A 24561-nucleotide genomic window follows, 5' to 3' on the forward strand; every position below is an offset into this window, starting at 1 on the left:
GCCGGTGTCAGAAGGTCTTGAGGAACGCGATCAGTGCCCGCTTGTCGTCGTCACTCAAGACCGGCTCTTCGCCGAAGGAGCGTTCATCCCCACTCAGGCCGGCCTGGTTGTTGAATTCGGCCGTGCCGAAATAGTGGCCGCGGTTGACCACGAAATCGGGGCATTTGCTGAGTTCCAGCAGGGATCCGCGCAGGGCCGAGAAGTGGCTGCGCAGCTGCTCGTCGGTGGCGTTGGCCGGCGCCGTGCGCAGTTCACCCCTGACCTTGACCGCGAGCTTGCGGAGCTTGGCGGCGTGCTCGGCCTTGCGGGTCGAACCGGCGAGCTCGGCCCGCAGGCGCAGGTTGGCCAGCAGGTTGATCGGCGTGCCCTTGGGAATGGGGCCGAGGTTCACTTCGCCCTCGCCAGGCACCAGCCACGGCAGCCAGCGGTGCGGCCAGGACTGCAGCGGCCGCAGGGACTCGGGCACGAAGGCAGCCGGGATCGACAGACTGCTGCGCTCGGTGGTGCGGTCGATCAGGCCGTCGACCTTGTTGCCGAGCACCGGATCGCGCTCGCGCTTCTCGGGCCACAGCATCTGCTCGATGGACGCGTCGAAGACTTTCATGCGTGCCGCCACCGAGGGGTTGCCGTCGAAGGGGCCGACCGTGTTGTTGAGCAGGAAGGGCGCGGTCGACCAGAGGCCGATGAGCGAGGGCACGCGGGTGTAGCCGCGTCCGCCGGCCGGCATCACGTAGGTCCGCGGGTCGCCGGTGAAAGGGTCGGCGACGGTGACGGTGCCGATGGAGGGCAGCGACTTGTAGGTGCTCGACGAGAAGTTGTCCCAGATGTTGCCGTCCAGCGCATTCGTTGCGAGCGGACTGCAGATGTTGGTGCGCAGCAGCGTGGCCGGGATGCGCGCCTCGGTCGAGAGATAGTTGTTCTCGAGGAAGTCCGGCGCCTGCACGATGGTGCGCATCTTGGCCTTGTAGTCCTCGCTCTGCGTCCAGGCCCAGTACTTCTTGAAGCAGTCGAGGTAGCCGGGGCCGGTGCACTCGGCGGGCGGGAGGTCCACTTCCAGCGGTGGCGCCTTGCTGGAGTGGCAACGCGCACAGGTGTTGGCAAAGGCGACCTTGCCCTTGTCGAGCGTGGCCGCATCGGTGCCGAGGTACTGGTTGCCGCCGGGTGCATCCCGCAAATGGTCGGGACGGGCGGCTTTCAGCAGGAACAGGGCCGTGAGGGGCGTGCCGAGTTCGGTCGCCTGCCAGTAGCTGGAGTTCTTCCGGGCGTCGGCGATCCGGATCGGGGTGATGACCTTGCCGCCGACCCCCTCGTTGAAGTGCAGCAACCACTCCTCGCTGAACACGCCGATGTTCAGGTACATGCGGTTCAGCGAGCCGAGCAGGCCCACGGAGTCCGCGCCGTCCTTGAGCAGGAGGGGGGTCTTCACGGTCTGGTCGGCCTTCGAATAGAACTCGGTCAGCGGGCCGTTGTCGAGGAAGTCATTGAACTGCTTGTTGTCGCGCTCCCCGTGGGCGAGCTTTTCCTGACCGAGGCGCCTGGCCATGTCCATGCGGGCGGGGAAGTCATACACCGCGTTCATCGTGCGCGGGTTGTGGATGCCGTCGGTGGAGACCAGCGAGGTGTCCATTGCGCCGGGCCGGAAGGTGTGCGCCAACTGGTACAGGAAGTTCCTGCGGCCTTCGGGCTTGTTCGCGTCGTGGACGAGGAGGCGATCCACCCGCATGTACTGCGCGCCGACGGAAGAACTGAGGTTCTCCCACTTCGGATTGTCGGGATCGACCGGTGGCTTCACCGGGCTCGGCCCCAGGTGGCAGAAGCCGCAGGACATGCCGACGCGGTAGGGGCGCACCAGGTCCGCGCGGTTGTAGTAGTCGGGGTCGGTGTAGTACTTCTCCGCGTCCCACGCCTTGGCGGCCTTGGCGTCGAAGTCCGGGTTGGGAAAGAGCCGCAGGCCGGCGATGCCGGTGGCGTAGCCGTAGTAGGAGCCGATCGGCAAGGTGGTGCCGTCGCCCAGCGGCTTGCCGCGAGCGCCGATGGCCACGCCGGGGTACTTGCTCTCGTTCTCGAAGGGGTCGGGCGCGCAGCCCTTGTCACGCACGTCGAGCCACAGGCCGCGCCGGGCCGGGTCGGGGGCGGCGGCCTTGTTGAAACAGGGCTCGTTCACCAGGCCGAAGTATTCCCAGCGGTTGGCGCGCGAATAGCCCTGCGCGGGATGGGAACCGAGGATCTTCAACAGGTCGAAGGCGCCGGAGGTGTCGTCGGTCATCTTGTTCCAGAAGCGGTCGTTGCCGCCGCTCCAGACCAACCACATGTTGCGGCCCTTGACCTCCTCTGGCGAGAGCGCGATGCCGCCGTCCACCTCCTTGAAATAGTCCTCGTCGGCATGCGGGAAGGACCTGGCGTCGCGGTTCGCGAGCCGCGCCTCGTCGAGCACGGTGCCGGGTTCCGGCGTGTTCCTCGAGCAACCGGCAAGGAACAGTGCGCAAACCACCAGCGGGAGCAGCCTCGCTGTGGCCCGGCAATCCTTGTCCATTGCCTCTCCTCCTGCACGGTCGAGTCAACGCGCAAAAGCACAACGCCATCGCATCGCCGGCAAAGTTTGTTCGCGCGCCTGGAGTGCGTCTATCCGCCATGCGCGGTAACGCAAACGAGGTAAGGCGCGGTGGATGCTTGTCGCTGGTTGATGCGCTGCGCCATTCATCGGCGGGGCCTGCGTCGATGCATGCATCGAGCAGTCGGGCGTCAGCATGAAGCCTTGACAGGGTCCGCCTGGCAGGCAGCGCCGCGCGGGTGTTCAGGCCTCTCGCCGCCCGAGCCAGTACTCGATGCCCTCGAATACGACCTCGCTCAGCAGCGCCAGCGCCGCCGCCGGCAGCGCGCCGGCGATCAGCAGGCCGCTGTCGTTCAGCGCGAGCCCCGTCACGATGCGCTCACCGAAGCCGCCCGCGCCGATGAAGGCCGCAATCGTCGCGGTGCCGATGGCGATCGTCGTCGCGGTGCGCACGCCCGCGATGATGGTCGGCAGTGCCAGCGGCAGCAGCACCACACGCATGCTCTGCGGATGCGTCATGCCCAGTGCGGTGCCGGCCTGGCGCAAACCGGCGGGCACTTCGGTCAGGCCGGTGACGGTGTTGCGCATGATCGGCAGCAGCGCATAGAGCGTGAGCGCAACCAGCGCCGGCAGTGTGCCGATGGCGCCCATCCACGAGATCAGCAAGGCCAGCAGGGCCAGCGAGGGCACCGTCTGCAGCAGGCCGGTAACGCCCAGCACCACGGCGCGCACGCGCGCATGCGGGAACACCAGCACGCCCAGCGGCACCGCGATCAGGATGGCGCAGCCGACCGACACCGCCACCAGCAGCAGATGCTGGCGTGCCAGCCGCCCGAGGTCGTCGCCGAACAGCTTGGCGATCCAGCCGCGCTGCGCACCCTGCGCGCCGGCCTTCGCGCTGCCGGCGATGAAGTCCCTGGCGATCACGTCGAAGGGCACGCTCTGCAACTCGGCCCGCGCATTCATGGCGATCATGGCGCGCTCGTCGATGCGGCCTTCGAGCTTCTGCAATGCGGCCCAGGCCTGGGGCAGCCGCTGCGGCAGGTCGCGCTTGTAGAGAAGCACCGCGTCGTAGCGGGGGAAGTACTGCTTGTCGTCCTGCAGCACGCGCAGGCCGAGATGGTCGATCTTGGCGTCGGTGGTGTAGATGTCCATCACGTCGATCTGCCTGGCCGCGATGGCGTCGTAAGCCAGCCCATGGTCCAGGCCCGTGGGCTGCTGGGTGAAGCCGTAGCGCGTCGACAGGCCCTTCCAGCCGTCGGCCCGGCCGATGAATTCATTGGACAGGCCGAGCTTCAGTTCCGGGTGCCTCGCCAGGTCGCTGAGGGATTGGATGCCGAGCTTGTCGGCGTCGGCGGCGCGCATGGCCAGCGCATAGCCATCGTTGAAGCCCAGCGGCACGGCGACGCCCAGGCCCCTGGAAGCGAGCGCGGTGTTCATTTCGTCGCGCGTCATCGGGCCGCTGTGCTGCAGGATCTCCAGTGCGATGGTGCCGGTGTATTCGGCATACAGGTCGATGCCGCCGGAGCGCAGCGCCTCGTAGACGATGGCCGTGTTGCCCAGGCCCTGCCGCACCACGGGCGGTTGCTTCAGTTGCGGCGCCGCGGTCTGCGCGATGACCTCGGCCAGGATGTACGACTCGGTGAAGCGCTTTGAGCCGACGCGCAACGTGTCCGTGCCTTGCCCGTGTGCGGCCAGCGCAAGGTACAGCAGGCCCCAGGCCAGCGCGGCGGCGCGCCATGTTCGGATCGACATCCAGTGCGGCATCGGGGCAGTGTATAGATTCAGCGCGTTTCAGGCGTCTTTCCTACACGGTGCGGCGCGGCACACCGATGGTGCTGCGGTACGCCCCGCGTGCACAGTGCGAGACCCATGAAAAATTCCAGACGCCGCGCTGCTTCGGAAGCACAACCGCCCGCCGCTGCCGTGCCAGCGCATGGCGCCACCGAATTGCCTTCCCTGGTGGTGCAAAGCTACAGCCTCGAGCTGCGCGACGCCGATGGCTTCGTTGGCGACAACGCCAGCCAGACCGCGTTCCGGGAACTGCTCGACAAGTGGCGCAAGCGGGTCTCGCGGCGTGGCGACGATCCGCTCGGCGATGAGCCCTCGGCTGAATTGAGCAAGGCGGAAATCGACGGCAAGTTGAACAGCAAGACCGACGACGCCGCCTCGGACATCGTGCAGGCCGCGATCGAGGAATTTGCGGTGGAACTGGCGCATGTGATCCGGCGACATCTGCGGCAGAAGACCTGGAAGGGCGTGCGGCGCATCGTGATCGGCGGCGGCTTTCCCGAAAGCGACGTGGGCGAGCGGGCCATCCTGCAGGCGGCCGCGATGCTGCACATCGAAGGCAGGAAGATCGAACTCGCGCGCCTGCGCCATGAGCCCGATGACGGTGGCGTCCTGGGCTGGCTGCACCTGGCGCCGCCGGAGATGCTGAGGGACTACGACGCCATCCTCGCCGTCGACATCGGCGGCACCAATGTGCGTTGCGGCATCGTCAAGCCGCGGCTGGGCAAGGCAGCCGACCTGTCGAAGGCGAAGGTCATCAAGCTCGACAAGTGGCGCCATGCGGACGACGACCCGAAGCAGAAGGACCTGCTCGCCGGCATCGTCGAGATGCTGGAGCGCAACATGCGGCGGGCCCGGCGCAAGGGCCTGCGCCTGGCGCCTTTCATCGGCATCGGCTGCCCGGGCCTGATCCGCGGCGATGGCTCGATCGCGCGCGGCGCGCAGAACCTGCCGGGCGATTGGGAGCGCGAGACCTTTCATCTGCCGCGCCATGTGCAGGAGAAGATCCCGGTCATCGACGGGCGCCCGACCACGGTGATGCTGCACAACGATGCGGTGGTGCAGGGCCTGAGCGAGCTGCCTTTCATGCAGGACGTCGAACGCTGGGGCGTGCTGACCATCGGCACCGGCTTGGGCAACGCGAGCTTTTGCAACCGCCATGTGGGTTGAAACTACACTCCAGCAAACAAGAACTTGCAGCACAGTGGCCCTCATCACCTTCCTCGTCGAAGACAACCCGACCATCCGGGACAACCTCATTCCAGCCTTGGAGGACATGGTGAACGCGAGCATCGTCGGTGTCGCGGAAACCGAGGCCGATGCCGCCGAATGGCTGGCCGCGCATGGTGACGAATGGCAACTGGCGATCGTCGACCTGTTCCTCAAGGAAGGGTCCGGCCTGGGGGTGCTGGCCAGTTGCCGCCAGCGCCGCCCGCAACAGCGGGTGGTGGTGCTGACCAACTACGCCACCGTCGACATTCGCGAGCGCTGCCTCAAGCTGGGCGCCGATGCGGTGTTCGACAAGTCGAATGAGCTGGATGCGTTCCTGGATTTCTGCAATCGGGACCGGCCGTCGAGCTTCGCCGTTTTGTAGCCCGCCCCCGAATGCGCCTGCGGCGCCAGTGCTGCCGGCAGAGGCGGCTGGTCTTGCGGCCCGTCCAAGCCCGCGCAGGCTGGCCTGGAGGCGCGGCCCTCAGCCCCTCGAGGGGCGCACCCAGCGGCCCGGCAAAGGTTCTATGGTTGTTGTCCAGCACTTGAGCTGAACCGATGATCCAAAAAGGGTTTCTCAGAGCGCCGGTTCCGCGGGTGCCCGCGAACAGAGCTCATAACTGGAACGCCACAGTCAGCAGCAAGCCCTCGGCCAAGTCGCGCGTGAGCCCGGGCCGGCGCGCGCGGTAGAGCTCCCCGGCGGACGCGGTGGTTTCGATCCATTGGGCCAGCCAGTCGATTTGCGCGTGCCCGTAGAACAGCACACTCGCCTCGTGGTTCAGCAGCAGGCTGCGCAGATCGAGATTGATCGAGCCGCACATGGCCATGTCGTCATCTACAACCACCGCCTTTGCATGCACCATGAACGGCAGCATGCGAAATGTGACGCCGGCACGCGCGAGGTCGCGCATGGCGCGGGCGCGCACGAAGTCCGCGAGCGGATGATTGGAGCGCGCGGGCATGGCGATCGTCACCTGCACGCCGCGGCGGGCCGCCAGCCGCAGTGCATCGCGCAGGCTGTCGCCGGGCACGAAGTAGGGCGTGATGGCCAGCACGCGATGCTCGGCCCGGAAGCAGGCGCCGACCAGCAGGGCCAAGGCCGTGTCTTCGGTCTGGTCGGGGCCGCTGGGCAAATATTGCGTCAACGGGCCGTCGACGGGTCCAGCGGTGGGCGCCGGCCCGCGCGCCTTGCGGTTGAGCGCGGAGGCCCAGTCATGGTCGAACTGCCGTGCGGCGGCGGCGGCGGTGCTGCCACGCAGGTCGAAGCTGAGGTCGAGCCAGGCCACAGGATGTGCCTCGTTGCCGAGGAAATACTCGCCAGCCAGGTTGCGTCCGCCGGACCAGAGCCACTGGTCGTCGGCAATGGTGGCCTTGCGGTGGTTGCGCAGGTTGCGCGGGCCGGTGCGCCGCAGGCTGAAGAAAGGGCGGAACACGGCGACCTCGCCACCGGCCGCGCGCAGCGCATTGAAGTGTCCGCGCGGCAGCGACAGTGCGCCAAAGCCATCGAGCAGCACGCGCACCGCCACGCCTTCGCGCGCGCGCTGCGTGAGGCGTTCGAGCACGTCGCGACCGAAGGCGTCGTTGCCGATGATGAAGGTGCCGACGTCCAGTTGCCGCCGTGCGCCCGCGATGACTTCGAACAGCGCATCGCGCGCCGCCGTGCCGTCGGCATGCATGCGCACTTCCGACGGGCCGGGGGCCGCGAGGCCGAAGCTTTCGACGAGGTCGGCGGCCCAGTGTTCGGTGCTGGCCGAACGCGGCAGTCGCGGAGAGCCCGCGGGTCGGAGCTTGCGCTGGCCGAACAGCAGGAAGGCCGGTAGCGCGAGGTAGGGGACGACCAGCATGCCCATGACCCATGCGATGGCGGTGGTCGGCGCGCGCTGGTCGCGGCGCAAGCGCGTGGTGAGCACATAGATCAGCAGCGCGGTCGACACCACCAGGAAGTGCTGGGACGGGCTCGGCAACCAGGGGAACAAGGCGCTGTGCATGCCGCGAAGTGTCGCGTAAGGCGTGGCCTGTGCGCTAGGTGCTTGTGCCTCTGTCGTTTGGGGGATATGGGGAGGGGGCGCGGGGCGTTGGGTTCGTTGGGGAGAGCGCCCGGTACGCGGTGCGGGCCGGACGACCCTACTGCGCCGGTCGCTTCGCGACTTCCCTGCAGTGCTCGCGTTTGGCGGGGTCCACATGAACTCGCTTCGCTCAGACAGCATGTGGCCCTGATCCGCCAAACGCTGCGCGCTTCGGCGGCGCAGAAGGGTCGTCCGGCCCGCACCGCGTACCGGGCTTGGGGGTGATCGAACGCCTCGCGTTTGGGGGAGGGGGCAGCCCTCACCCCGGCCCTCTCCCAGGGGGAGAGGGAGGAGGAAGTGGGCGCGGCGGCTGTGCGCGGGTGTCTTGGCCCTCAAAAAAGAGAACGCAATCCTCGGTTGCTGCAACTCAGTGGCAGACAGTCCCAAAGGAGTACGACATGGAAACCAATCTTCGACCCGTCAACGTCATTCGTGCAGAACTGGCCCGCGCGAAGGATCTGCTTTCCGCCTTGGGGCTCGACACGAAGGGCACCGCCTACGGCATGGCCCTTCACCGCGTCATGCGTCTGGCCGAGGAGCTGTACATCGCAGAGGACGAAGCGGAGCGCATGGCAGAGGCCGTCGCGTTGAAATGGATCTATCGGTACGTCGGCGGCAGGGTGCTGGCGATCGATGAGGGCAACGCGCGCAAGTGGCCGTGAGACGTCTCTGGCAGCAGTCCGCCACTGCCTTGAGGGACTCTGATCAAGTCCGCCGCGACTCGCGGAGGCCTTGACCAGAGTCTCCCTGGAGCAGCGCTTGCAGGAAGTCGGGCACGCCGCGCTGGTGCGCGTGGAGGAATTTCATCATCGGGCCGACCACCGCGCGCACGGCCGGGCGCTGGCCGACCCGGTCGCGCCAGGCCACGAGGCGCGGGGTGTCTGCGGTCATTCCCGCACCCTTGCGGTCGGCGAAGACATGGGCCATGTAGAAGGCAATGTCGGCATAGCCGTACTCGCCGGCGAGGTGGTCGGCTTGCGCCAGACGTTGTTCCATCAGCGCGTAGTGATGGGCGCATGCGGCGCAGGCGGCCACCGCGGGCGGGCTCTGCATGGCGTCCTGCAGGCCGAACAGCTCGACCACCTGGGGGAAGAAGACCTCGTCGGAGAGATGCTCCAAGAGCCGTGCATTGGCCCGTGCGGCGGCGCTGGCGGGCCACAGCGCGGGCTGAGGCTTCAGGTCTTCGAGGTACTCGAAGATCTGCGTCGAGTCGAAGATCTCGACCTCGCCGTCGATCAGCACCGGCACCTGCTGCTTCGGATTGATGCGCAGGACCTCGGGGTGCCTCGGCAGGTAGCGGTCGTCGGTGTCGAAGGGCACCATGACCAGGTCGAAGGCCAGCCCCTTTTCAAGGGCGGCGATCTGCGCCTTGGCGCCGAACATGCTGAGGGGGCCGGAGAACAACTGCATCGTCATTCCCCGACTTCACCAGAATCAGGCGCTCAGGTCGAGCCCCAGACCTCTTGCGCGGTCTCGACCACGAGGCGCAGCTTGTTGCGCTGCGCTTCCACGGCGATGTTGTTGCCGTGCACCGTGCTGGAGAACCCGCACTGCGGCGACAGTGCCAGCTGGTCCAGCGAGGCGTACTTGCTCGCGTCCTCGATGCGGCGCTTGAGTTCGTCCTTGTCTTCCATCTCGCCGAACTTGGTCGTCACCAGGCCGAGCACCACCGTCTTGCCCTTGGGCAGGTAGCGCAGCGGCTTGAAGTCGCCCGAGCGCGCGTCGTCGTACTCCATGAAGTATGCGTCCAGGTCCATTTCCTTCAGTAGCGCTTCGGCCACCGGCTCGTAGTTGCCGGCCGCGGCATGCGTGCTCTTGAAGTTGCCGCGGCACAGGTGCATGGCCAGCAGCATGCCCGGCGGCTTCTGCGCGACCACCTTGTTGATGAACTTGGCATAGCGGTGCGGCAGCTCGTTGGGGTCGTCGCCACGCTGGCGGGCGGCTTCGCGCATCTTCTCGTCGCAGAGGTAGGCGAGGTTGGTGTCGTCCATCTGGACGTAGGTGCAGCCGGCGGCGGCCAGCGAACGCAACTCGTCGCCGTAGGCCTTGGCCACGTCGTCATAGAACTCGGGGTCCAGCTCCGGGTATGCGGTCTTGCTGATGCCGGCACGGCCGCCGCGGAAGTGCAGCATCGTGGGCGAGGGGATCGTCACCTTGGGTGTGTTGCCGGCGGCGACCTGGCTCTTCAGGTACTGGAAGTCGGCCAGCTGGATCTGCTTGGCGTGCGTCACCTTGTCGATCACGCGCATCACCGGCGGCGCCAGTTCCTCGGTGCCGTCGGGCTTGCGGATGGTCACCGGGATGTCGGTCTTCACACCGCCCAGTTGCTCCAGGAAATCGATGTGGAAGTAGGTGCGGCGGAACTCGCCGTCGGTGATGCTCTTCAGGCCGATGTCTTCCTGGAACTTGACGATCTCGGTGATCGCCTTGTCCTCGACCAGCCGAAGCTGCTCGGGCGTGATTTGCCCGCTGGCCTTTTGCTCGCGCGCTTCGAGCAGGTATTTGGGGCGCAGGAAACTGCCGACGTGGTCGAAGCGCGCGGGCAGATGGGCGTGTTGGGACATGAATTTCTCCGTCTGTTCTGAAGCGTGAGCGATGGATGGTAGCGGCTTCCGAGTGACTTTCAATGAATACATTGAAGTCAGTATTTACCCTCGATTAGAGCGATTTGACTGGGAATTTGGCGCTTGAATGTATACATTGCGAATCCATGAACACCTCGCCCAGCTTCCCCCTGAACGCCTGGTATGCGGCGGCCTATGACGTCGAAGTCAAGCATGCGCTGCTGCCCCGCACCGTCTGCAACCAGAAGCTCGTGCTCTACCGCCAGTCGGGCGGGGAGGTCGCGGCGCTGGAAGATGCCTGCTGGCACCGCCTGCTGCCGCTGTCGATGGGGCGGCTCGAAGGCGACGAGGTGGTGTGCGGCTACCACGGCCTCGCCTACAACAGCCAAGGCCGCTGCACCTTCATGCCGAGCCAGGAAACCCTCAACCCTTCGGCCTGCGTGCGCGCCTATCCGGTGGTCGAGAAGCACCGCTTCGTCTGGATCTGGCCCGGCGATCCGGCCAAGGCCGACCCGGCGCTGGTGCCCGACATGCACTGGAACGACGACCCCGAATGGGCCGGGGACGGCAAGATGATCCGCGTGGCCTGCGACTACCGGCTGGTCGTCGACAACCTCATGGACCTGACGCATGAGGCCTTCGTGCATGGCTCGTCGATCGGCAATCGCGCCGTGGCGGAAGCGCCCTTCGTGGCCACGCACGGCGACCGCTCCGCCACCGTCACGCGCTGGATGGAAGACATCGATGCGCCGCCGTTCTGGGCCGGGCAAATCCGCCACGCCCGCGACTACGTCGGCAAGGTGGACCGCTGGCAGATCATCCGCTTCGAAGGGCCGTGCACCGTCAACATCGACGTCGGCGTGGCGGAGGCCGGCACCGGCGCCGTGCCAAAGGGGCAGGGCGAGAAGGGCGACCGCAGCCGTGGCGTCAACGGCTATGTGCTCAACACCATCACGCCAGAGACCGACAAGACCTGCCTCTACTTCTGGGCCTTCGCTCGCAACTATTGCACCGGTGAGCAGCGCCTGACGCATGAGCTGCGTGAAGGCGTAGCGAACATCTTCCGCGAGGACGAACACGTGCTCGAAGCGCAGCAGCGCGCCATCGACGAGCGGCCCGACTATGCCTTCTACAACCTCAACATCGACGCTGGTGCGATGTGGGCGCGGCGCCTGATCGATCGCATGGTGGAGCGAGAGCAGCCCAAGCGGCCGACGATTCCGATCCAGGCGGCGGCCTCGACCGGGGTGGCGCGGTGAGCGCAACGGACCTCGGCGAAGCCGGCGCCTCCCAGGCCGTCAAGGCCCAGTTGCGCTTGCGCGAGATGGTGCTGGCGGGCGAGTTGCCCGGCGGCTCGCGCATCGCGGAGGTCGCTATCTCCGAGCAACTCGGCGTCTCGCGCACGCCGGTGCGCTCGGCCCTGATGCGGCTCGAACAGGAAGGGCTGCTCGAAAGCCTGCCCAACGGCGGCTACGCGGTGCGAACCTTCTCCGAACGCGATGTGTCCGACGCCATCGAACTGCGCGGCACGCTTGAAGGGCTGTCGGCCCGGCTCGCGGCCGAGCGCGGCGCGGCGCCGGTGGTGCTGCGCGAGGCCCGCGCCTGCCTGCAGCGCATCGACGAACTTCTGCGCGAACCCGCGCTCGACGACGCGGCCTTCTCGCGCTACGTCCGCTTCAACGCGCAGTTCCACGCGCTGCTGTCCGAGCTGTCCGGGAGCCCGGTGATCGCGCAGCAACTGGAGCGCATCAGCAACCTGCCCTTCGCATCGCCCTCCGGATTCGTCGTGGTGCAGGCCAATTCGCCGGCCGCGCGCGACATGCTGCTGATCGCGCAGGACCAGCACTGGCAGGTGCTCGATGCGATCGAGTCGCGCGAGGGCTCGCGTGCGGAAGCGCTCATGCGCGAGCACAGCCGCATCGCGCAACGCAACCTGCGCGAGGCGCTGCATGGCGTGCACACCCACCCTTTGCCGGGCGTCCAACTGATCCGTCGCCGCAGCTGAAGAAGAAGCAATGAAGAGTTCCTCCAACTGGCGAGCCGCACGCATCGAGGCGTTGCGCGACATCACGCCCACCGTGCGCGAGTTCACCATCCGCCCGCAGGACGCGCACGACATCAGCGCCGACTGGTCCCCGGGCAGCCACATCGAAGTCGAACTGCTGCGCGAGGGCCGACCCATCAAGCGCTCGTACTCGCTCGTCGGCACGCCAGATGGCGAATGCTTTCGCATCGCCGTCAAGCGCCTGGAAGAAGGGCAGGGCGGCTCGCGCGCAATGTGGCAGCTCGCGGTGGGCGACCGACTGCAGGTGAACGGCCCGCGCAACCATTTCGGTCTGGACCTGAACGCACCGGCCTACCTGCTCGTGGCCGGTGGCATCGGCATCACGCCGATGCTGCACATGGCGCAGCACCTGCGTTCTCGCAAGGGCGCACAAGCACCGCTACGCATGGTCTACGGCGCGCATGAGGAAGTCGAACTGGCCTACCGCCCTGTGCTGGGCGAACTGCTGGGTGACTCATTCGCCGAATTCGTTGGATCGCACGGGAAGCACATCGACATCGCGGCGGAAATCGAATCACTGCCCCCAGGCGGCCAGATGTACGTTTGCGGCCCGGTGCCGATGCTCGATGCCGTGCGTCGCCAATGGACCGCATCGGGCCGCCCGATTGCCGACCTGCGCTACGAGACCTTCGGCAGCAGCGGTCGCTTCGCCCCGCAACCCTTCCGCGTCGAGGTGCCGCGGCAGGGCATCGACATCGTCGTGCCGGCGGACAGCAGCATGATGGATGCGCTCCACGCGGTGGGCGTGCAGACGCTGCACGACTGCAAGCGCGGTGAATGCGGTCTCTGCGCGGTCGACGTGCTGGCGCTGGACGGCGAGATCGATCACCGCGACGTGTTCCTCAGCGAGCACGAGAAGGCGAGCAACGAGCGCATCTGCACGTGCGTGTCGCGTGTCGTGGGCGCGATTTCGATCGACTCGGCGTACCGTCCGGATGACGACTGATTGCGCGATCATCGCGCAACTGGTTCGCGAATCGCACAGAATCGGGTTGCGCCGGACGCGTCTAGGGAATAGCCGCAGGCGCGGTGCCGAAACACTTATTCACAATAACGCACACTCTCAACTTTTCGCCAAAACTGGAGGACATCCGCCATGCATCGTCGCCATCTGATCCAAGCCGTCGGCCTGACTGCCGTCGCACTTGCCCTTCCACTGGCTGCGCAGGCCCAGGACAACGTGTTCAAGATCGGCCTGATCCTGCCGATGACGGGACAGCAAGCGTCGACGGGTCGCCAGATCGAGGCGGCGGCCAAGCTCTACATGGCGCAGAACGGCGACACGGTCGCGGGCAAGAAGATCCAGCTGATCGTCAAGGACGACACGGCCACGCCTGACGTGACCAAGCGCCTCGCCCAGGAACTCATCGTCAACGACAAGGTGAACGTGATCGCCGGCTTCGGCGTGACGCCGGCCGCGCTGGCCGCCGCGCCGCTGGCCACGCAATCGAAGACGCCGCAAGTCGTGATGGCCGCGGCCACGTCGAGCATCACCGAGGCCTCGCCGTACATCGTGCGCACCAGCTTCACGCTGCCGCAGGTGTCGGTGGCCATGGGCGACTGGGCGCCGAAGAACGGCATCAAGTCGGTCGTCACGCTGGTCAGCGACTACGGGCCGGGCAACGATGCCGAGAAGTACTTCAGCGAGCGTTTTGCCTTGAATGGCGGCAAGGTCATCGAGAAGCTTCGCGTGCCCCTGCGCAACCCGGACTTCGCGCCCTTCCTGCAGAAGGTGCGTGACGCCAAGCCCGATGCGCTGTTCGTCTTCGTGCCCTCGGGCGCGGGCTCGGCGGTGATGAAGCAGTTCCTGGAACGCGGCATGGACAAGGCCGGCATCAAGCTGATCGGCACCGGCGACGTGACCGATGACGATCAACTCAACGACATGGGCGACGGCGCGCTGGGCGTGGTGACCACGCACCACTACTCGGCGGCACACCCGTCGGCCGCGAACAAGAAGTTCGTCGAGGCCTTCATGAAAGCCAACAAGGGCATGCGCCCCAACTTCATGGCCGTCGGCGGCTATGACGGCATGCGCGTGATCTACGAAGCGCTCAAGCAGACCAAGGGCCAGGGCGGCGGCGACGCGCTGCTGGCCGCGATGAAGGGCCAGATCTTCGAAAGCCCGCGCGGCGAAGTGCTGATCGACGCGCAGACGCGCGACATCGTGCAGGACGTGTACCTGCGCAAGGTCGAGAAGAAGGACGGACAGCTCTACAACGTCGAATTCGACGTGCTGAAGGCTGTGAAGGATCCGGGCAAGGCCAAGTAAATACGGCCGCCGGAATGCGGACTTGACCGGCCGCGAAGGACGCGAAACCTTCGCGCACTTCGCGGCCGGTACTCCGCATTTCTTCAGCCTCGGATCCGAAGCATGCTCACCATTCTTTTCGACGGCATCGCCTACGGCATGTTGTTGTTCGTGCTGGCCGTCGGGTTGGCCGTGACGCTGGGATTGATGAACTTCATCAACCTGGCGCATGGCGCCTTTGCGATGGCGGGCGGTTATCTAACGGTCTTTGCGATGCAGAAGGCCGGCTTGCCGTTCCTGGCCTGCCTGCCGCTGGCCTTCATCGTGGTCGCGCTGCTCGGCGCGGTGCTGGAGCGCACGCTCTATCGGCCGATGTACGGCAAGCCGCACCTGGACCAGGTTCTTTTTTCCATCGGGCTGGCCTTCATGGCGGTGGCCGCGGTGGACTACTTCGTGGGGTCGTCGCAGCAGATCGTGCAGTTGCCCGAGTGGCTGCGTGGCCGCACAGAGATCGGCGACGGTGCGCTGATGCTCGGCATGGGCCACTACCGGCTCTTCATCATCGCGGTCTGCGCGGTGCTCACGGTGGTGCTGCAACTGATCCTGTCGAAGACGCGCTTCGGCAGCCGGCTGCGCGCGGCGGTCGATGACCCGCGCGTGGCGGCGGGGCTGGGCATCAACGTCAACGTGGTGTTCCTTGCGACCTTTGCCGTGGGCTCCGGCCTCGCCGGCCTGGGCGGTGCATTGGGCGCGGAGATCCTCGGGCTGGACCCGACCTTTCCGCTCAAGTACATGATCTATTTCCTGATCGTGGTGTCGGTCGGCGGCACCTCGTCGATCACCGGGCCGTTGGCTGCGGCACTGCTGCTGGGCATTGCCGACGTGGCCGGCAAATACTTCATTCCGAAGATGGGCGCGTTCACCGTGTACCTGTTGATGATCGCGATCCTCATGTGGCGGCCACAAGGCCTGTTCACCCGGAAGGGAGGCCGCTGATGGCCGACCCGAAAGGTGCTGTCGATTTCCAGGCGGCGCTGCTGCGCAAGGCGCGCTGGCGGCCGCTGGAGTTCGTGGTGTGGGTGGCGGCCTTCGCGCTGCCGCTGCTGATGCCGTCGCATGCGCTGATGGTCAACGAGATCGCCATCGTCGCGCTGTTCGCGATGTCGCTCGACCTGATCCTCGGCTACACGGGCATCGTGTCGCTCGGGCATGCGGCCTTCTTCGGCTTCGGCGCCTATGCGGCGGCGCTGTTCGCCAAGCTGGTGATGCCCGATCCGACGGTGGGCCTGCTGTTCGCGATCGTCGTGTCCGCTGCGCTGGGCGCGCTGGCGAGCGTGACGATCCTGCGCGGCACCGACCTCACGCGGCTCATGGTCACGCTGGGCACGGCCTTGCTGTTGCTCGAACTCGCCAACAAGCTCGACTGGCTCACCGGCGGCGCCGATGGCCTGCAGGGCGTGGTGATGGGGCCGGTGCTCGGCATGTTCGAGTTCGACCTGTTCGGTCGCACGGCGGCCTGGTACAGCCTGACGATCGTGCTGGTGCTGTTCCTTGTGATGCGCCGCATCGTGCAATCGCCTTTCGGCGCGACGCTGAAGGCGATCCGCGACAACCGCCTGCGCGCGATGGCGATCGGCATCCCGGTGGCTTCGCGCCTCGTGACGATCTACACCATCGCCGCCGCCATCGCCGGCGCCGCGGGTGCGTTGCTGGCGCAGACCACGGGCTTCGCGTCGCTGGACGTGCTGGCCTTCGACCGCTCGGCCGACGTGATGCTGATGCTGGTCATCGGCGGCGTGGGCTGGCTCTACGGCGGCATCGCCGGCGCGATCGTGTTCAAGCTCCTGCAGGACACGCTCTCGACGGTGACGCCGCAGTACTGGATGTTCTGGATCGGGTTGATTCTTGTGTTGCTCGTGCTGGTGGGACGTGATCGTCTGTTGAAACCGTGGACGTGGTTCGGGAGGCGCGCATGAGCAGTGCTGAAACGGTGCTGTCCGCCAGCGGCCTGGTCATGCGCTTCGGCGGCATCACCGCGACCAACAACGTCTCGCTGAACCTCAAGCGTGGCGCACGCCATGCCCTCATCGGCCCGAATGGCGCCGGCAAGACCACGCTCATCAACCTGCTGACGGGCGTGCTCACGCCGACCGAAGGCCGCATCGAACTGCTCGGCGAAGACATCACGAAGCTTGCGCCCCACAAGCGCGTGACGCGCGGCATGGTGCGCACCTTCCAGATCAACCAGTTGTTCGATTCGATGACGCCGCTGGAGACGCTGGCGCTGGTCGTGTCGCGGCACCAGGGTTTGTCGGCGCAGTGGTGGAAGCCGCTGGGCTCGGACAAGCGCGTGGTCGAGCGGGCTGGCGAACTGCTGGCGCATTTCCGCCTGGCCGAAGTGGCTGAACAGCCGGTCAAGCAGCTCGCCTACGGCAAGCGCCGCCTGCTCGAGATCGCGATTGCGCTGGCCTGCGAGCCCCGCGTGCTACTGCTCGACGAGCCCGTGGCCGGCGTGCCGGCGGGCGAACGCGAGGAGCTGCTGCAGACGGTTGCCGCATTGCCCGCCGATGTCTCGGTGCTGCTCATCGAACATGACATGGACCTGGTCTTCAGCTTCGCCGACCGCATGACGGTGCTGGTGAACGGCACGCTGCTGACCGAAGGCGATCCGGAGCAGATTGCCAACGACCCGAAGGTGAAAGAGGTATACCTCGGTCACGGAGCCGCGCATGTCTGAACTGCTCAAAGTCGAAACCTTGAGCGCCGGCTACGGCGAAGCCGTCGTGCTGCACGACGTGTCGCTCACGCTCGGCGTCGGCCAGACCCTCGCGCTGCTCGGCCGCAACGGCACCGGCAAGACCACCTTCATCAACACGCTGGCCGGCGCCACGCGCCAGCACGGCGGTCGCATCACGCTCGGTGGCGCGGCGCTGGACAAGCTCGCGCCGCACCAGCGTGCCGCGGCCGGCATCGGCTGGGTGCCGCAGGAGCGCAACATCTTCAAGTCGCTCACGGTGCACGAGAACCTGACGGCGGTGGAGCGGCCTGGCAAGTGGAACCCGCAGCGCGTCTACGAGATGTTCCCGCGCCTCGCGGAACGCAAGGGCAACCTCGGCACGCAACTGTCGGGTGGCGAGCAGCAGATGCTGGCGGTCGGCCGCGCGCTGGTGGTCAACCCCAAGCTGCTGCTGCTGGACGAACCGCTGGAAGGACTGGCGCCGATCATCGTGGAAGAACTGCTGCGCGCCATCCGCCGCATCACCCAGGACGAAGGCCTCGCGGCCATCATCGTGGAGCAGCACCCGCAGGCGATCCTGGCGATCTCCGACGCGGCCGTCGTGCTGGACCACGGTACGGTCGTCCACACCGACAGCGCCGCGGCCCTGCGCGCGCAACCGGAAGTGCTGGAGCGCTTGCTGGGCGTGGCGCGCTGAAGGCACATTGATTCGAATCGCAGCGAAGGCTGCGGCGTTGGAAAGGAGCAGCATCATGGTCTCTCCCGAAGACAACACCCTCGGCGCAGTGGTGCGCCGCTATGCCGCCGCCTGGGCGGCCAACGGCATGCGCGCCGTCGTGGACTGCTACCACGACGACATCGTGTTCCATTACTTCGGGCGCGGTCCGCTCGCCGGTGTGCACAGGGGCAAGGCCGCCTGCCTGGCCGTGCTCAAGCAGGTGCGCGAGAAAACACAACGCCGGCTCGTCGAGATCCGCGACGTGCTCGTGGGCGAAACCTTCGGCGTCGTCATCGCGGTCGAGCAGTTCGAGCGCGACGGCGCCACGCATGTGCTCGAGCGACTGCTGCGCTACACCGTGCGCGACGGCCGTCTGGCCGAGTGCTGGATCTACGACGAGGACCAGGGGCTGGTGGATCGATTGCTGGCTTGAAGAAGTTCTCCAGCAGGGTACTGCGAGCTTGTTGGCAAGCACCGGCGAAGTAACGCAAGGGACATCCGCTGCGCGGACGCGCTTCCTAGAATCTCCCGCGCAACCCCCGGCACCTGCGCCGGCCCGGGTTGCGAACAACAACCATCAGGGAGACACATGAAGAGACAGCTTGCAATCCTCGCCTGCGCGTTGGGCGCGGCCACCCCGTCGTTCGCGCTCAACATCCTCATCTCGAATGACGATGGCCTGACCAGCAACGTCAAGGCGCTCTACGACGCGCTCAAGGCCGAGGGCCACGACGTGGTGGCCTCGCTGCCCTGCACCAACCAGAGCAGCCGTGGCGCCGGCGCCATCATGTACAGCACCGACAAGATCGTGCCGGACAACGATGCCGCGCAGATCAATGCCGCCAGCGGTTGCCGCAGTGGCGCGGCCCCCATCGGCGCGCCTGCGGTCGGACGCACCACCCGGCCGGGCCTCGATACCGGCGACTTCCACTACGTGCACGGCACGCCGATCATGGCCACGCTTTACGGCCTGGACGTGGTCGCCAAGGCGCGCTGGGGCAAGGCACCCGACCTGCTGCTGTCGGGCCCGAACGAAGGCCCCAACCTGGGCAGCATCATCAACAGCTCGGGGACCGTGAGCAACGCGCAGTGGGCCGGTTCGCGCGGCATCCCGGCGATTGCGCTGAGCGCCGGCACCAACACGGTCGACGACACCACCCTGGCCAACCCGCTGTCGCCGGTCATCGCCAGGTTGTCCGTGCAATTGCTGAAGGGGTTGCAGGCCAAGGCTGGCGGCGGGGCGTTGCTGCCGCGCGGCATTGCGCTGAACGTGAACTTCCCGAAGGCGGTCGCGGTCGACACACCCTTCGCGTTCTCGCGCATCGGCACCTACGATGCCTTCAACGTCGGCTTCAAGAACACCGTGCCCTACGGGCTCACGCTGTCGCTGGGCGGCAACGGCCAGCCGCCCACCGCCGACCAGATGGAAGACGAGTCCGTCGTGTATCTCACCAAGACCGCCGTCTCGGCCATGCAGGTCGGCTTCGAGGCCCGCCCGGCCGGCCAGGAGTGGCTGCGCTTGCGTCTGCGTGACGTGTTTGCCAAATGAAGGGCCGCACCGTGAAACAAGCGATTCGATACACGCTGGGCTTTGCCGCACTGGCTGCAGTGGCCGCACTGACGGCTTGCGGCGGCGACAGCCGCTCCTGGTACTTCCCGGCTGTCGGTACGCCCCCTGAAGCCACGCAGCCCAAGGTCACGGTGGACGATCCCGGCAGCGGCGCCTGGACGGTGAGCAGTGGCGACGCCAACCAACCCACCATGGGCCGCTACTACGCCGCCGCCAACGGCAAGCGGTTGCTCGCGTTGGAAGACGATCCGGTCGAGCGCGTCAACCTGCTGCTGCGCCGCGCCGATGCAACGCAGAAGTGGGCTGCGATACCTGCACCAACGAGCGACTTGACGGTGAGCTTCCTGCGCACCGAAGCGCGCATGCTTGCGACGCCCGATGCGACGGCGCTGGCCGGCCGCTATGTGGTCCGGCTGTCCGACGGCAGCGCCGCCGATTTCCTCATCGGCAGCGATGGGCGCATCACCGCGGGCAGCCTGTCGGCTTGCCGACTGTCGGGTTCGCTCGTTGCCAGCAGCCTGCCCGGCACCTTGTCGCTCAACCTGGACAGCAGCGGTTGCGCCGGCTTGCCGGGCCATGCGACTGGCGTGCTGATCACCGACGCGCAGGACGCGCCGGCGCGCCTGCGTTTGCTGGCTGACGATGGCACCCGCACTGTGGACTTGCGCGGCTACGCGGAGAGGGCGTGAGTATTCCGACTGCGGAGCCCACCTCGGGTCCGCGGTACTGGCACGTATCGCTGACGTGCCAGGCGCCCGCTCGTTCCTGGTATTGAAGAGCAGGCTTCGACCGACATGGTGTGCTCCTGCGCTTTACTCGGCCGGGCCGATGGTGAGCGCGATCTCGCCCACGCCGGCAACACGGCCTTCGATGCGGTCGCCCGGTTGCAGCGGACCGACGCCTTCCGGCGTGCCGGTGAAGATCAGGTCGCCCGGTTGCAGGTGATAGAAGAGTGAGAGATCCGCAATGATCTCGCGGACGTTCCAGATGAGTTTGTCGAGGTCGGATTTCTGGCGGGGCTGTCCATTCACCGTCATCACAAGGTCGCCCTTCTCGAGCACCGTACCCTCCATCGGCACGACTTCGGAGACCACCGAGGACTCCTCGACGTCCTTGCCCAGATCCCACGGACGACCCTTGTCGCGCGCCACGAGTTGCAGGTCGCGCCGTGTCATGTCGAGGCCGCAGGCGTAGCCGTAGACCAGCTTGTGCGCATCCTCTTGCGACACACGGAAACCAGGTGCGCCGATGACCAGCACCAACTCCATCTCGTGATGATAGTTCTTCGTCTCCGGCGGATAGGCCACGGTCGCGCCCGACTGGACCAGCGTCTGCGGCGCCTTCGTGAAGTAGAACGGCCGCTCGACGCTCTTGTCGACCGGCTTGCCCATCTCGACCGCGTGCGCGTGATAGTTGCGCCCGACGAAGAACAGGCGATGGATGGGCAGGCGCTCCGACTTGCCGCGCACTGGCAGCGACTGGACGGCAGGCGGAGCCCAGAGATAGTTGTTTGTGGTCATGGTGTTCCTTGAGAAGGGGGTGGGTGGTTCTGGAAATCAGATCTTTGCAAGAGGGACCGACGTGTCTGCAAGACGCAATGGATCAACAGCGGTGCGACGCTCGATCAGGCGGCGCGCAAATCGCAGGTCCTTGGCCGAGTTGGGGCCCAAGGCCGCAACCACCTTGCCGTCGTCGAGGAAGAACATGACAAAGCTCTTCGAGGCCTGATCGCCGCGCACCACCAACTGATGTGAAAGCGCTGGCATGCCGAAGATCTGGAGGTTCACGTCGTATTGATCCGACCAGAACCACGGCAGCGGCTGATGGTTGACCTCGGTGCCGAGAGCAGACCGTGCGGCCGCAATGCCCTGCTCCTGCGCGTTCTGCCACGACTCGAGCCGCATGCGACGGCCTGCCCATTCGCAGTGCCATGCAGCCACGTCGCCCGCAGCGAGGATGTCCGGATCCGATGAGCGGCACTGCGCATCGACCAGCACGCCGCCATCGCATTCAAGACCTGCTTCGCGGGCGAGTTCGTCGTTGGCGACGAGGCCGACACCGACGAGAACCGAATCGCAAACGACTTCACGACCATCGCCGAGCGTTGCAGTCAGCGAGCCCTGCGCGTTGCGCGCCAACTGTTTCACTCCCGCGCCGAGCACGACGTCGACACCTTCGGAGGTATGCAACCGGAGCAGGAAGTCGGACATTGCGGGCGGGACGGTCCTTTCGCACAAGCGTTCCATCGCCTCCACGACAGTGACAGCCATTCCCTTCTTTCTCGCGGTGGCAGCCACTTCCAGTCCGATCCAGCCGCCGCCCACGACAAGCAGGCGCTTTCCAGCCTCCAATGTCTTGCCGAGCGCCGCCGCGTCCTCGATGCTGCGCAGCGTATGGACACCGGGCAGGTCTGCCCCCGGAATGTTCAACAGCCTCGCACGCCCCCCGTTGCACAGGATCAGCTTGTCATATCGAACCGGGGAGCCCAGCGACAGGTGAAGCTGCTTTGCCGTCCGGTCGATGGCGGTCGCGCTCACGTTCGGTCGCCAGTCGATGTTGAGGAGGTCGAAGGCATCGAGCTTGTGAAGCGCTGTGGTGTCTGCATGGGCGTCCCCTGACAGCACGGCCTTGGACAGGGGTGGGCGTTCGTAGGGGCGATGGGGCTCGTTGCCGATCAGCACGATGTGGCCCTTGAAGCCTTCGCTGCGCAGCGTTTGCGCCGCCCAGCCACCGGCCTGGCCGGCACCGACGATGACGATGGTCTCGGCGTTCATTTGGCTGGCACCGCGTCAGGAAGGGTTGCGCTGACGTCCTCGTGGCGCGAGGAAGCCGAACGGTCGTGGCGGATGAGCATCGTCGCGACGGCCGCCAACACCGCGGGGATGGAGATCGCCACGAAGTTCTGCTGCAAGGGCAGCGCCATGCCGACGAGCGTGCCGATCATGATCGGTGCCGCCAACGCCCCGATTCGTCCGACGCCAAGCGCCCAACCGATGCCGGTGCTTCGCACGGCCATTGGATAGAACTGCCCGACGTACGCAAGGTTCACGATCTGCGTACCGATGGTCGACGCGCCGGCGAGGCCCACCATCAGGAACAGGACAGCCGTCGGGAGCGGATAGCCCAGCGAGGTGATCGAGACCGCTGCCAGCAGATACATGCCGACCAGGACGTGCTTGATGTGGAAGCGGTCAGCCAGCCACCCGCCACCGATCGCACCGATCACCGCGCCGAAGTTCAGCACCAGCACAAAGGTCAGCGCCGACCCGAGGCTGTAGCCTGCGCTCGCCATCAGCTTCGTGAGCCATGAGCTGAGTGCATACACCATGAACAGGCACATCAGGAACGACATCCAGAACATGACGGTGCTGAAGCCGCGGCCATCCTGGAACAGGTGCTTGATGGGCGCACTGTCCGCCTTGTCTTCCTGCGGCAGCTCGAAGCGGTCGCTGGCCTGGGGCCTGTAGCTCGGCTCCAGGCGCGAAGCAATCTCACGCAACTGATCGAGTCGGCCGTTTCGAATGAGGAAAGGCATCGACTCGGGAAACGACCGGAAGATGAAAGGCACCAGGAGGACCGGCAGGCCCGCCACGAGGAATACCGACGGCCAGCCGTAGCTCTCGATCATTCCCTTGCCGATCAGCGCCGCGAGCATCCCGCCGATCGAGTAGCCGCTGAACATCACCGTGACCATCATGCTGCGGATGCGCAGCGGCGAGTATTCGGTCATCTGCGCGACGACGTTGGGCATCACACCACCGATGCCGACGCCGGCGACGAAGCGGAAGATGCTGAACCACACCGGATCGTTCGTCAGTCCGGCGGCGGCGGTGAAGATGCTGAACATCACGACGCAGATCGAGACGGCCCATCGCCGCCCGATCCGTTCGGCGACAGTCCCCAGGATGATGTTGCCGAACATCATGCCGAACAGCGCCGAGCTCACCATCAGGCCTGCATTGGCCGGGCTCACGTTCATGCTGTGCATGATCGAAGGCAGTGCAATGCCCACGACCGCGAGGTCGTAGCCATCGAAAACGATGATGAGCGCGCACCAGAGCAGCACGAGCCCGTGGAAGCGATTGAAGCGCGCCTTGTCGGCCAGCGCATGAACGTCTATCTGTCGCATTTCTTTGTCTCCTGATATTTGGGAATTCATTCAGGCACGCAGCTTGTCGGGCATGCGGCGGCGGCCCCCAGGGCATGGCCGGGGGCGTGGCATCTGGTGAGGGCGGATCAGTCCAGCGCGAGGAAGACTCGGCCGCCTTCGATCCTGACCGGGTAGGACCGGATCGCTTCGGTCACGGGCGCGCAAGTGGGCTTGCCGTTGCGCACATCGAACTTGCCCTGGTGCAGGGGGCATTCGATCTCATGGCCTTCGAGGAAGCCTTCGCACAGGCGCGCATGCCCATGCGTGCAGATGTTGTCGGTGGCGAAGATCTCGCCCTCGACGCTGTACAACGCGAGATCCTTCCCTGCGACGATCATGCCAATGACATCGTCGGTGGGCACGTCGTCGACGGGTGCGGCGTCGGTCCAGTTCAGTACGGTGGTCATGGCAGGCCTCAGATCGGATAGATGATGGAGTTGGGGATCATTTCGCTGTCGTAGATGACCTGGCGCGAAGAGAACCTGAGGCCCGCTTCGGTACGCACGACGACATCGATGTAGCGGCCGACGTTGAACACCGACGACAGCTCGGAGAGCTTGGTGCGAAACACCGCGTAGTTGGCCTCGCATTCGAAGCGGTCTGCCTGGGCTTTCCTGACGAGCGGCGCACCGACCACATGGCGCTGGTAGTACGGGTCGTGGAACAGGGTTTCGCGAATGCCGTACACGCGGTCCTTGAGCATGCCCTTGCTCTCGAACGAGAGCGTGGCCAACGGAAAGCCGCGCTCGAAATTCTCGCGGGGTTGCAGGCGGTAGCTGCAGTCCTCGGTGAAGAACTCCGGCCATGCATCCCACTCGCCTGCGCTGAGGGCGCTGGCATAGCTGGCGTAAAGCTGGCTCAGTTCGAAGTGGTCCTGGAAGTTCATGGT

At 66.2% G+C, this 24561-nt stretch carries 24 protein-coding genes; 14 read left to right on the forward strand and 10 right to left on the reverse strand.

Going from position 1 to position 24561, the window contains the following annotated elements; translation table 11 throughout:
- Window positions 1-7: 7 nt before the first annotated feature.
- Both WKW82_RS24440 and WKW82_RS24445 read right to left on the reverse strand, forming a co-directional pair.
- A complete protein-coding gene (locus WKW82_RS24440) occupies window positions 8-2533 on the reverse strand; it encodes a hypothetical protein (protein WP_340344941.1) in 2526 nt (841 codons plus the stop codon).
- A gap of 261 nt (window positions 2534-2794) precedes the next feature.
- Entirely contained in the window at window positions 2795-4306 is a 1512-nt protein-coding gene (locus WKW82_RS24445; protein WP_340344942.1) for an ABC transporter permease/substrate-binding protein, read from the reverse strand.
- Window positions 4307-4423: 117 nt separating this feature from the next.
- Between WKW82_RS24445 and WKW82_RS24450 the strand changes: the two genes are divergently transcribed.
- Complete coding sequence (locus tag WKW82_RS24450; RefSeq protein ID WP_340344944.1) at window positions 4424-5512, forward strand: ROK family protein; 1089 nt, start codon at window positions 4424-4426, stop codon at window positions 5510-5512.
- Between the two features lie 34 nt (window positions 5513-5546).
- The gene (locus WKW82_RS24455; RefSeq protein ID WP_340344945.1) at window positions 5547-5936 is read left to right on the forward strand and encodes a response regulator; all 390 of its coding nucleotides are present in this window, start codon (window positions 5547-5549) and stop codon (window positions 5934-5936) included.
- A gap of 229 nt (window positions 5937-6165) precedes the next feature.
- Here WKW82_RS24455 and WKW82_RS24460 read toward each other — a convergent pair whose 3' ends face one another.
- Window positions 6166-7539 carry a phospholipase D-like domain-containing protein gene (locus tag WKW82_RS24460; protein ID WP_340344946.1) on the reverse strand — a complete coding sequence of 458 codons (1374 nt, stop codon included), beginning with the start codon at window positions 7537-7539 and terminating at the stop codon, window positions 6166-6168.
- 476 nt (window positions 7540-8015) lie between these two features.
- On the opposite strand from WKW82_RS24460, the gene WKW82_RS24465 reads away from it, so the two are divergent.
- Window positions 8016-8279, forward strand: a complete 264-nt coding sequence (locus WKW82_RS24465) for a hypothetical protein (protein WP_340344947.1) — start codon at window positions 8016-8018, stop codon at window positions 8277-8279.
- A 43-nt stretch (window positions 8280-8322) separates the two neighbouring features.
- Here WKW82_RS24465 and WKW82_RS24470 read toward each other — a convergent pair whose 3' ends face one another.
- Entirely contained in the window at window positions 8323-9033 is a 711-nt protein-coding gene (locus WKW82_RS24470; RefSeq protein WP_340344948.1) for a glutathione S-transferase family protein, read from the reverse strand.
- Window positions 9034-9059: 26 nt separating this feature from the next.
- Window positions 9060-10181: a 5-methyltetrahydropteroyltriglutamate--homocysteine S-methyltransferase gene (locus WKW82_RS24475; RefSeq protein ID WP_340344950.1), complete on the reverse strand. Its 1122-nt coding sequence runs from the start codon at window positions 10179-10181 to the stop codon at window positions 9060-9062.
- 146 nt (window positions 10182-10327) lie between these two features.
- Between WKW82_RS24475 and WKW82_RS24480 the strand changes: the two genes are divergently transcribed.
- From WKW82_RS24480 to WKW82_RS24530, 11 genes are all read left to right on the forward strand, one after another.
- A complete protein-coding gene (locus tag WKW82_RS24480; protein ID WP_340344951.1) occupies window positions 10328-11440 on the forward strand; it encodes an aromatic ring-hydroxylating dioxygenase subunit alpha in 1113 nt (370 codons plus the stop codon).
- Entirely contained in the window at window positions 11437-12186 is a 750-nt protein-coding gene (locus WKW82_RS24485) for a GntR family transcriptional regulator (RefSeq protein WP_340344952.1), read from the forward strand. The genes WKW82_RS24480 and WKW82_RS24485 overlap by 4 nt, the downstream gene beginning before the upstream one ends.
- 10 nt (window positions 12187-12196) lie before the next feature.
- Window positions 12197-13192 carry a PDR/VanB family oxidoreductase gene (locus WKW82_RS24490; RefSeq protein WP_340344953.1) on the forward strand — a complete coding sequence of 332 codons (996 nt, stop codon included), beginning with the start codon at window positions 12197-12199 and terminating at the stop codon, window positions 13190-13192.
- Between the two features lie 150 nt (window positions 13193-13342).
- Window positions 13343-14518, forward strand: coding sequence for an ABC transporter substrate-binding protein (locus tag WKW82_RS24495; protein WP_340344954.1), 1176 nt, complete (start codon window positions 13343-13345; stop codon window positions 14516-14518).
- A 102-nt stretch (window positions 14519-14620) separates the two neighbouring features.
- On the forward strand, window positions 14621-15493 hold the full coding sequence (locus WKW82_RS24500) for a branched-chain amino acid ABC transporter permease (RefSeq protein ID WP_340344955.1): 873 nt from the start codon (window positions 14621-14623) through the stop codon (window positions 15491-15493).
- The gene (locus tag WKW82_RS24505) at window positions 15493-16473 is read left to right on the forward strand and encodes a branched-chain amino acid ABC transporter permease (protein ID WP_340344956.1); all 981 of its coding nucleotides are present in this window, start codon (window positions 15493-15495) and stop codon (window positions 16471-16473) included. The genes WKW82_RS24500 and WKW82_RS24505 overlap by 1 nt, the downstream gene beginning before the upstream one ends.
- Window positions 16470-17234 (forward strand): ABC transporter ATP-binding protein, encoded by a 765-nt coding sequence (locus tag WKW82_RS24510; protein WP_340344957.1) that lies wholly within the window; start codon window positions 16470-16472, stop codon window positions 17232-17234. Before WKW82_RS24505 ends, WKW82_RS24510 begins: the two co-directional genes overlap by 4 nt.
- Window positions 17227-17931 (forward strand): ABC transporter ATP-binding protein, encoded by a 705-nt coding sequence (locus tag WKW82_RS24515; RefSeq protein WP_340344958.1) that lies wholly within the window; start codon window positions 17227-17229, stop codon window positions 17929-17931. The genes WKW82_RS24510 and WKW82_RS24515 overlap by 8 nt, the downstream gene beginning before the upstream one ends.
- 55 nt (window positions 17932-17986) lie before the next feature.
- Window positions 17987-18385: a nuclear transport factor 2 family protein gene (locus tag WKW82_RS24520; RefSeq protein WP_340344959.1), complete on the forward strand. Its 399-nt coding sequence runs from the start codon at window positions 17987-17989 to the stop codon at window positions 18383-18385.
- A gap of 156 nt (window positions 18386-18541) precedes the next feature.
- Window positions 18542-19501 (forward strand): 5'/3'-nucleotidase SurE, encoded by a 960-nt coding sequence (locus tag WKW82_RS24525; RefSeq protein WP_340344961.1) that lies wholly within the window; start codon window positions 18542-18544, stop codon window positions 19499-19501.
- 11 nt (window positions 19502-19512) lie between these two features.
- The gene (locus WKW82_RS24530; protein ID WP_340344963.1) at window positions 19513-20211 is read left to right on the forward strand and encodes a hypothetical protein; all 699 of its coding nucleotides are present in this window, start codon (window positions 19513-19515) and stop codon (window positions 20209-20211) included.
- Between the two features lie 123 nt (window positions 20212-20334).
- On the opposite strand, the gene WKW82_RS24535 is transcribed toward WKW82_RS24530, so the two are convergent.
- The 5 genes from WKW82_RS24535 to WKW82_RS24555 form a co-directional block, all read right to left on the reverse strand.
- Window positions 20335-21042, reverse strand: a complete 708-nt coding sequence (locus WKW82_RS24535) for a fumarylacetoacetate hydrolase family protein (protein WP_340344964.1) — start codon at window positions 21040-21042, stop codon at window positions 20335-20337.
- 36 nt (window positions 21043-21078) lie between these two features.
- Complete coding sequence (locus WKW82_RS24540) at window positions 21079-22296, reverse strand: NAD(P)/FAD-dependent oxidoreductase (protein ID WP_340344966.1); 1218 nt, start codon at window positions 22294-22296, stop codon at window positions 21079-21081.
- Complete coding sequence (locus WKW82_RS24545; protein WP_340344968.1) at window positions 22293-23651, reverse strand: MFS transporter; 1359 nt, start codon at window positions 23649-23651, stop codon at window positions 22293-22295. The genes WKW82_RS24540 and WKW82_RS24545 overlap by 4 nt, the downstream gene beginning before the upstream one ends.
- 107 nt (window positions 23652-23758) lie before the next feature.
- Window positions 23759-24079 (reverse strand): non-heme iron oxygenase ferredoxin subunit, encoded by a 321-nt coding sequence (locus WKW82_RS24550; protein ID WP_340344970.1) that lies wholly within the window; start codon window positions 24077-24079, stop codon window positions 23759-23761.
- An 8-nt stretch (window positions 24080-24087) separates the two neighbouring features.
- Window positions 24088-24558 (reverse strand): aromatic-ring-hydroxylating dioxygenase subunit beta, encoded by a 471-nt coding sequence (locus WKW82_RS24555; protein ID WP_340344971.1) that lies wholly within the window; start codon window positions 24556-24558, stop codon window positions 24088-24090.
- Window positions 24559-24561: the final 3 nt, after the last annotated feature.

It is taken from the genome of Variovorax rhizosphaerae, assembly GCF_037889975.1.
GTDB classification, from domain to species: Bacteria; Pseudomonadota; Gammaproteobacteria; order Burkholderiales; family Burkholderiaceae_C; genus Variovorax; species Variovorax rhizosphaerae.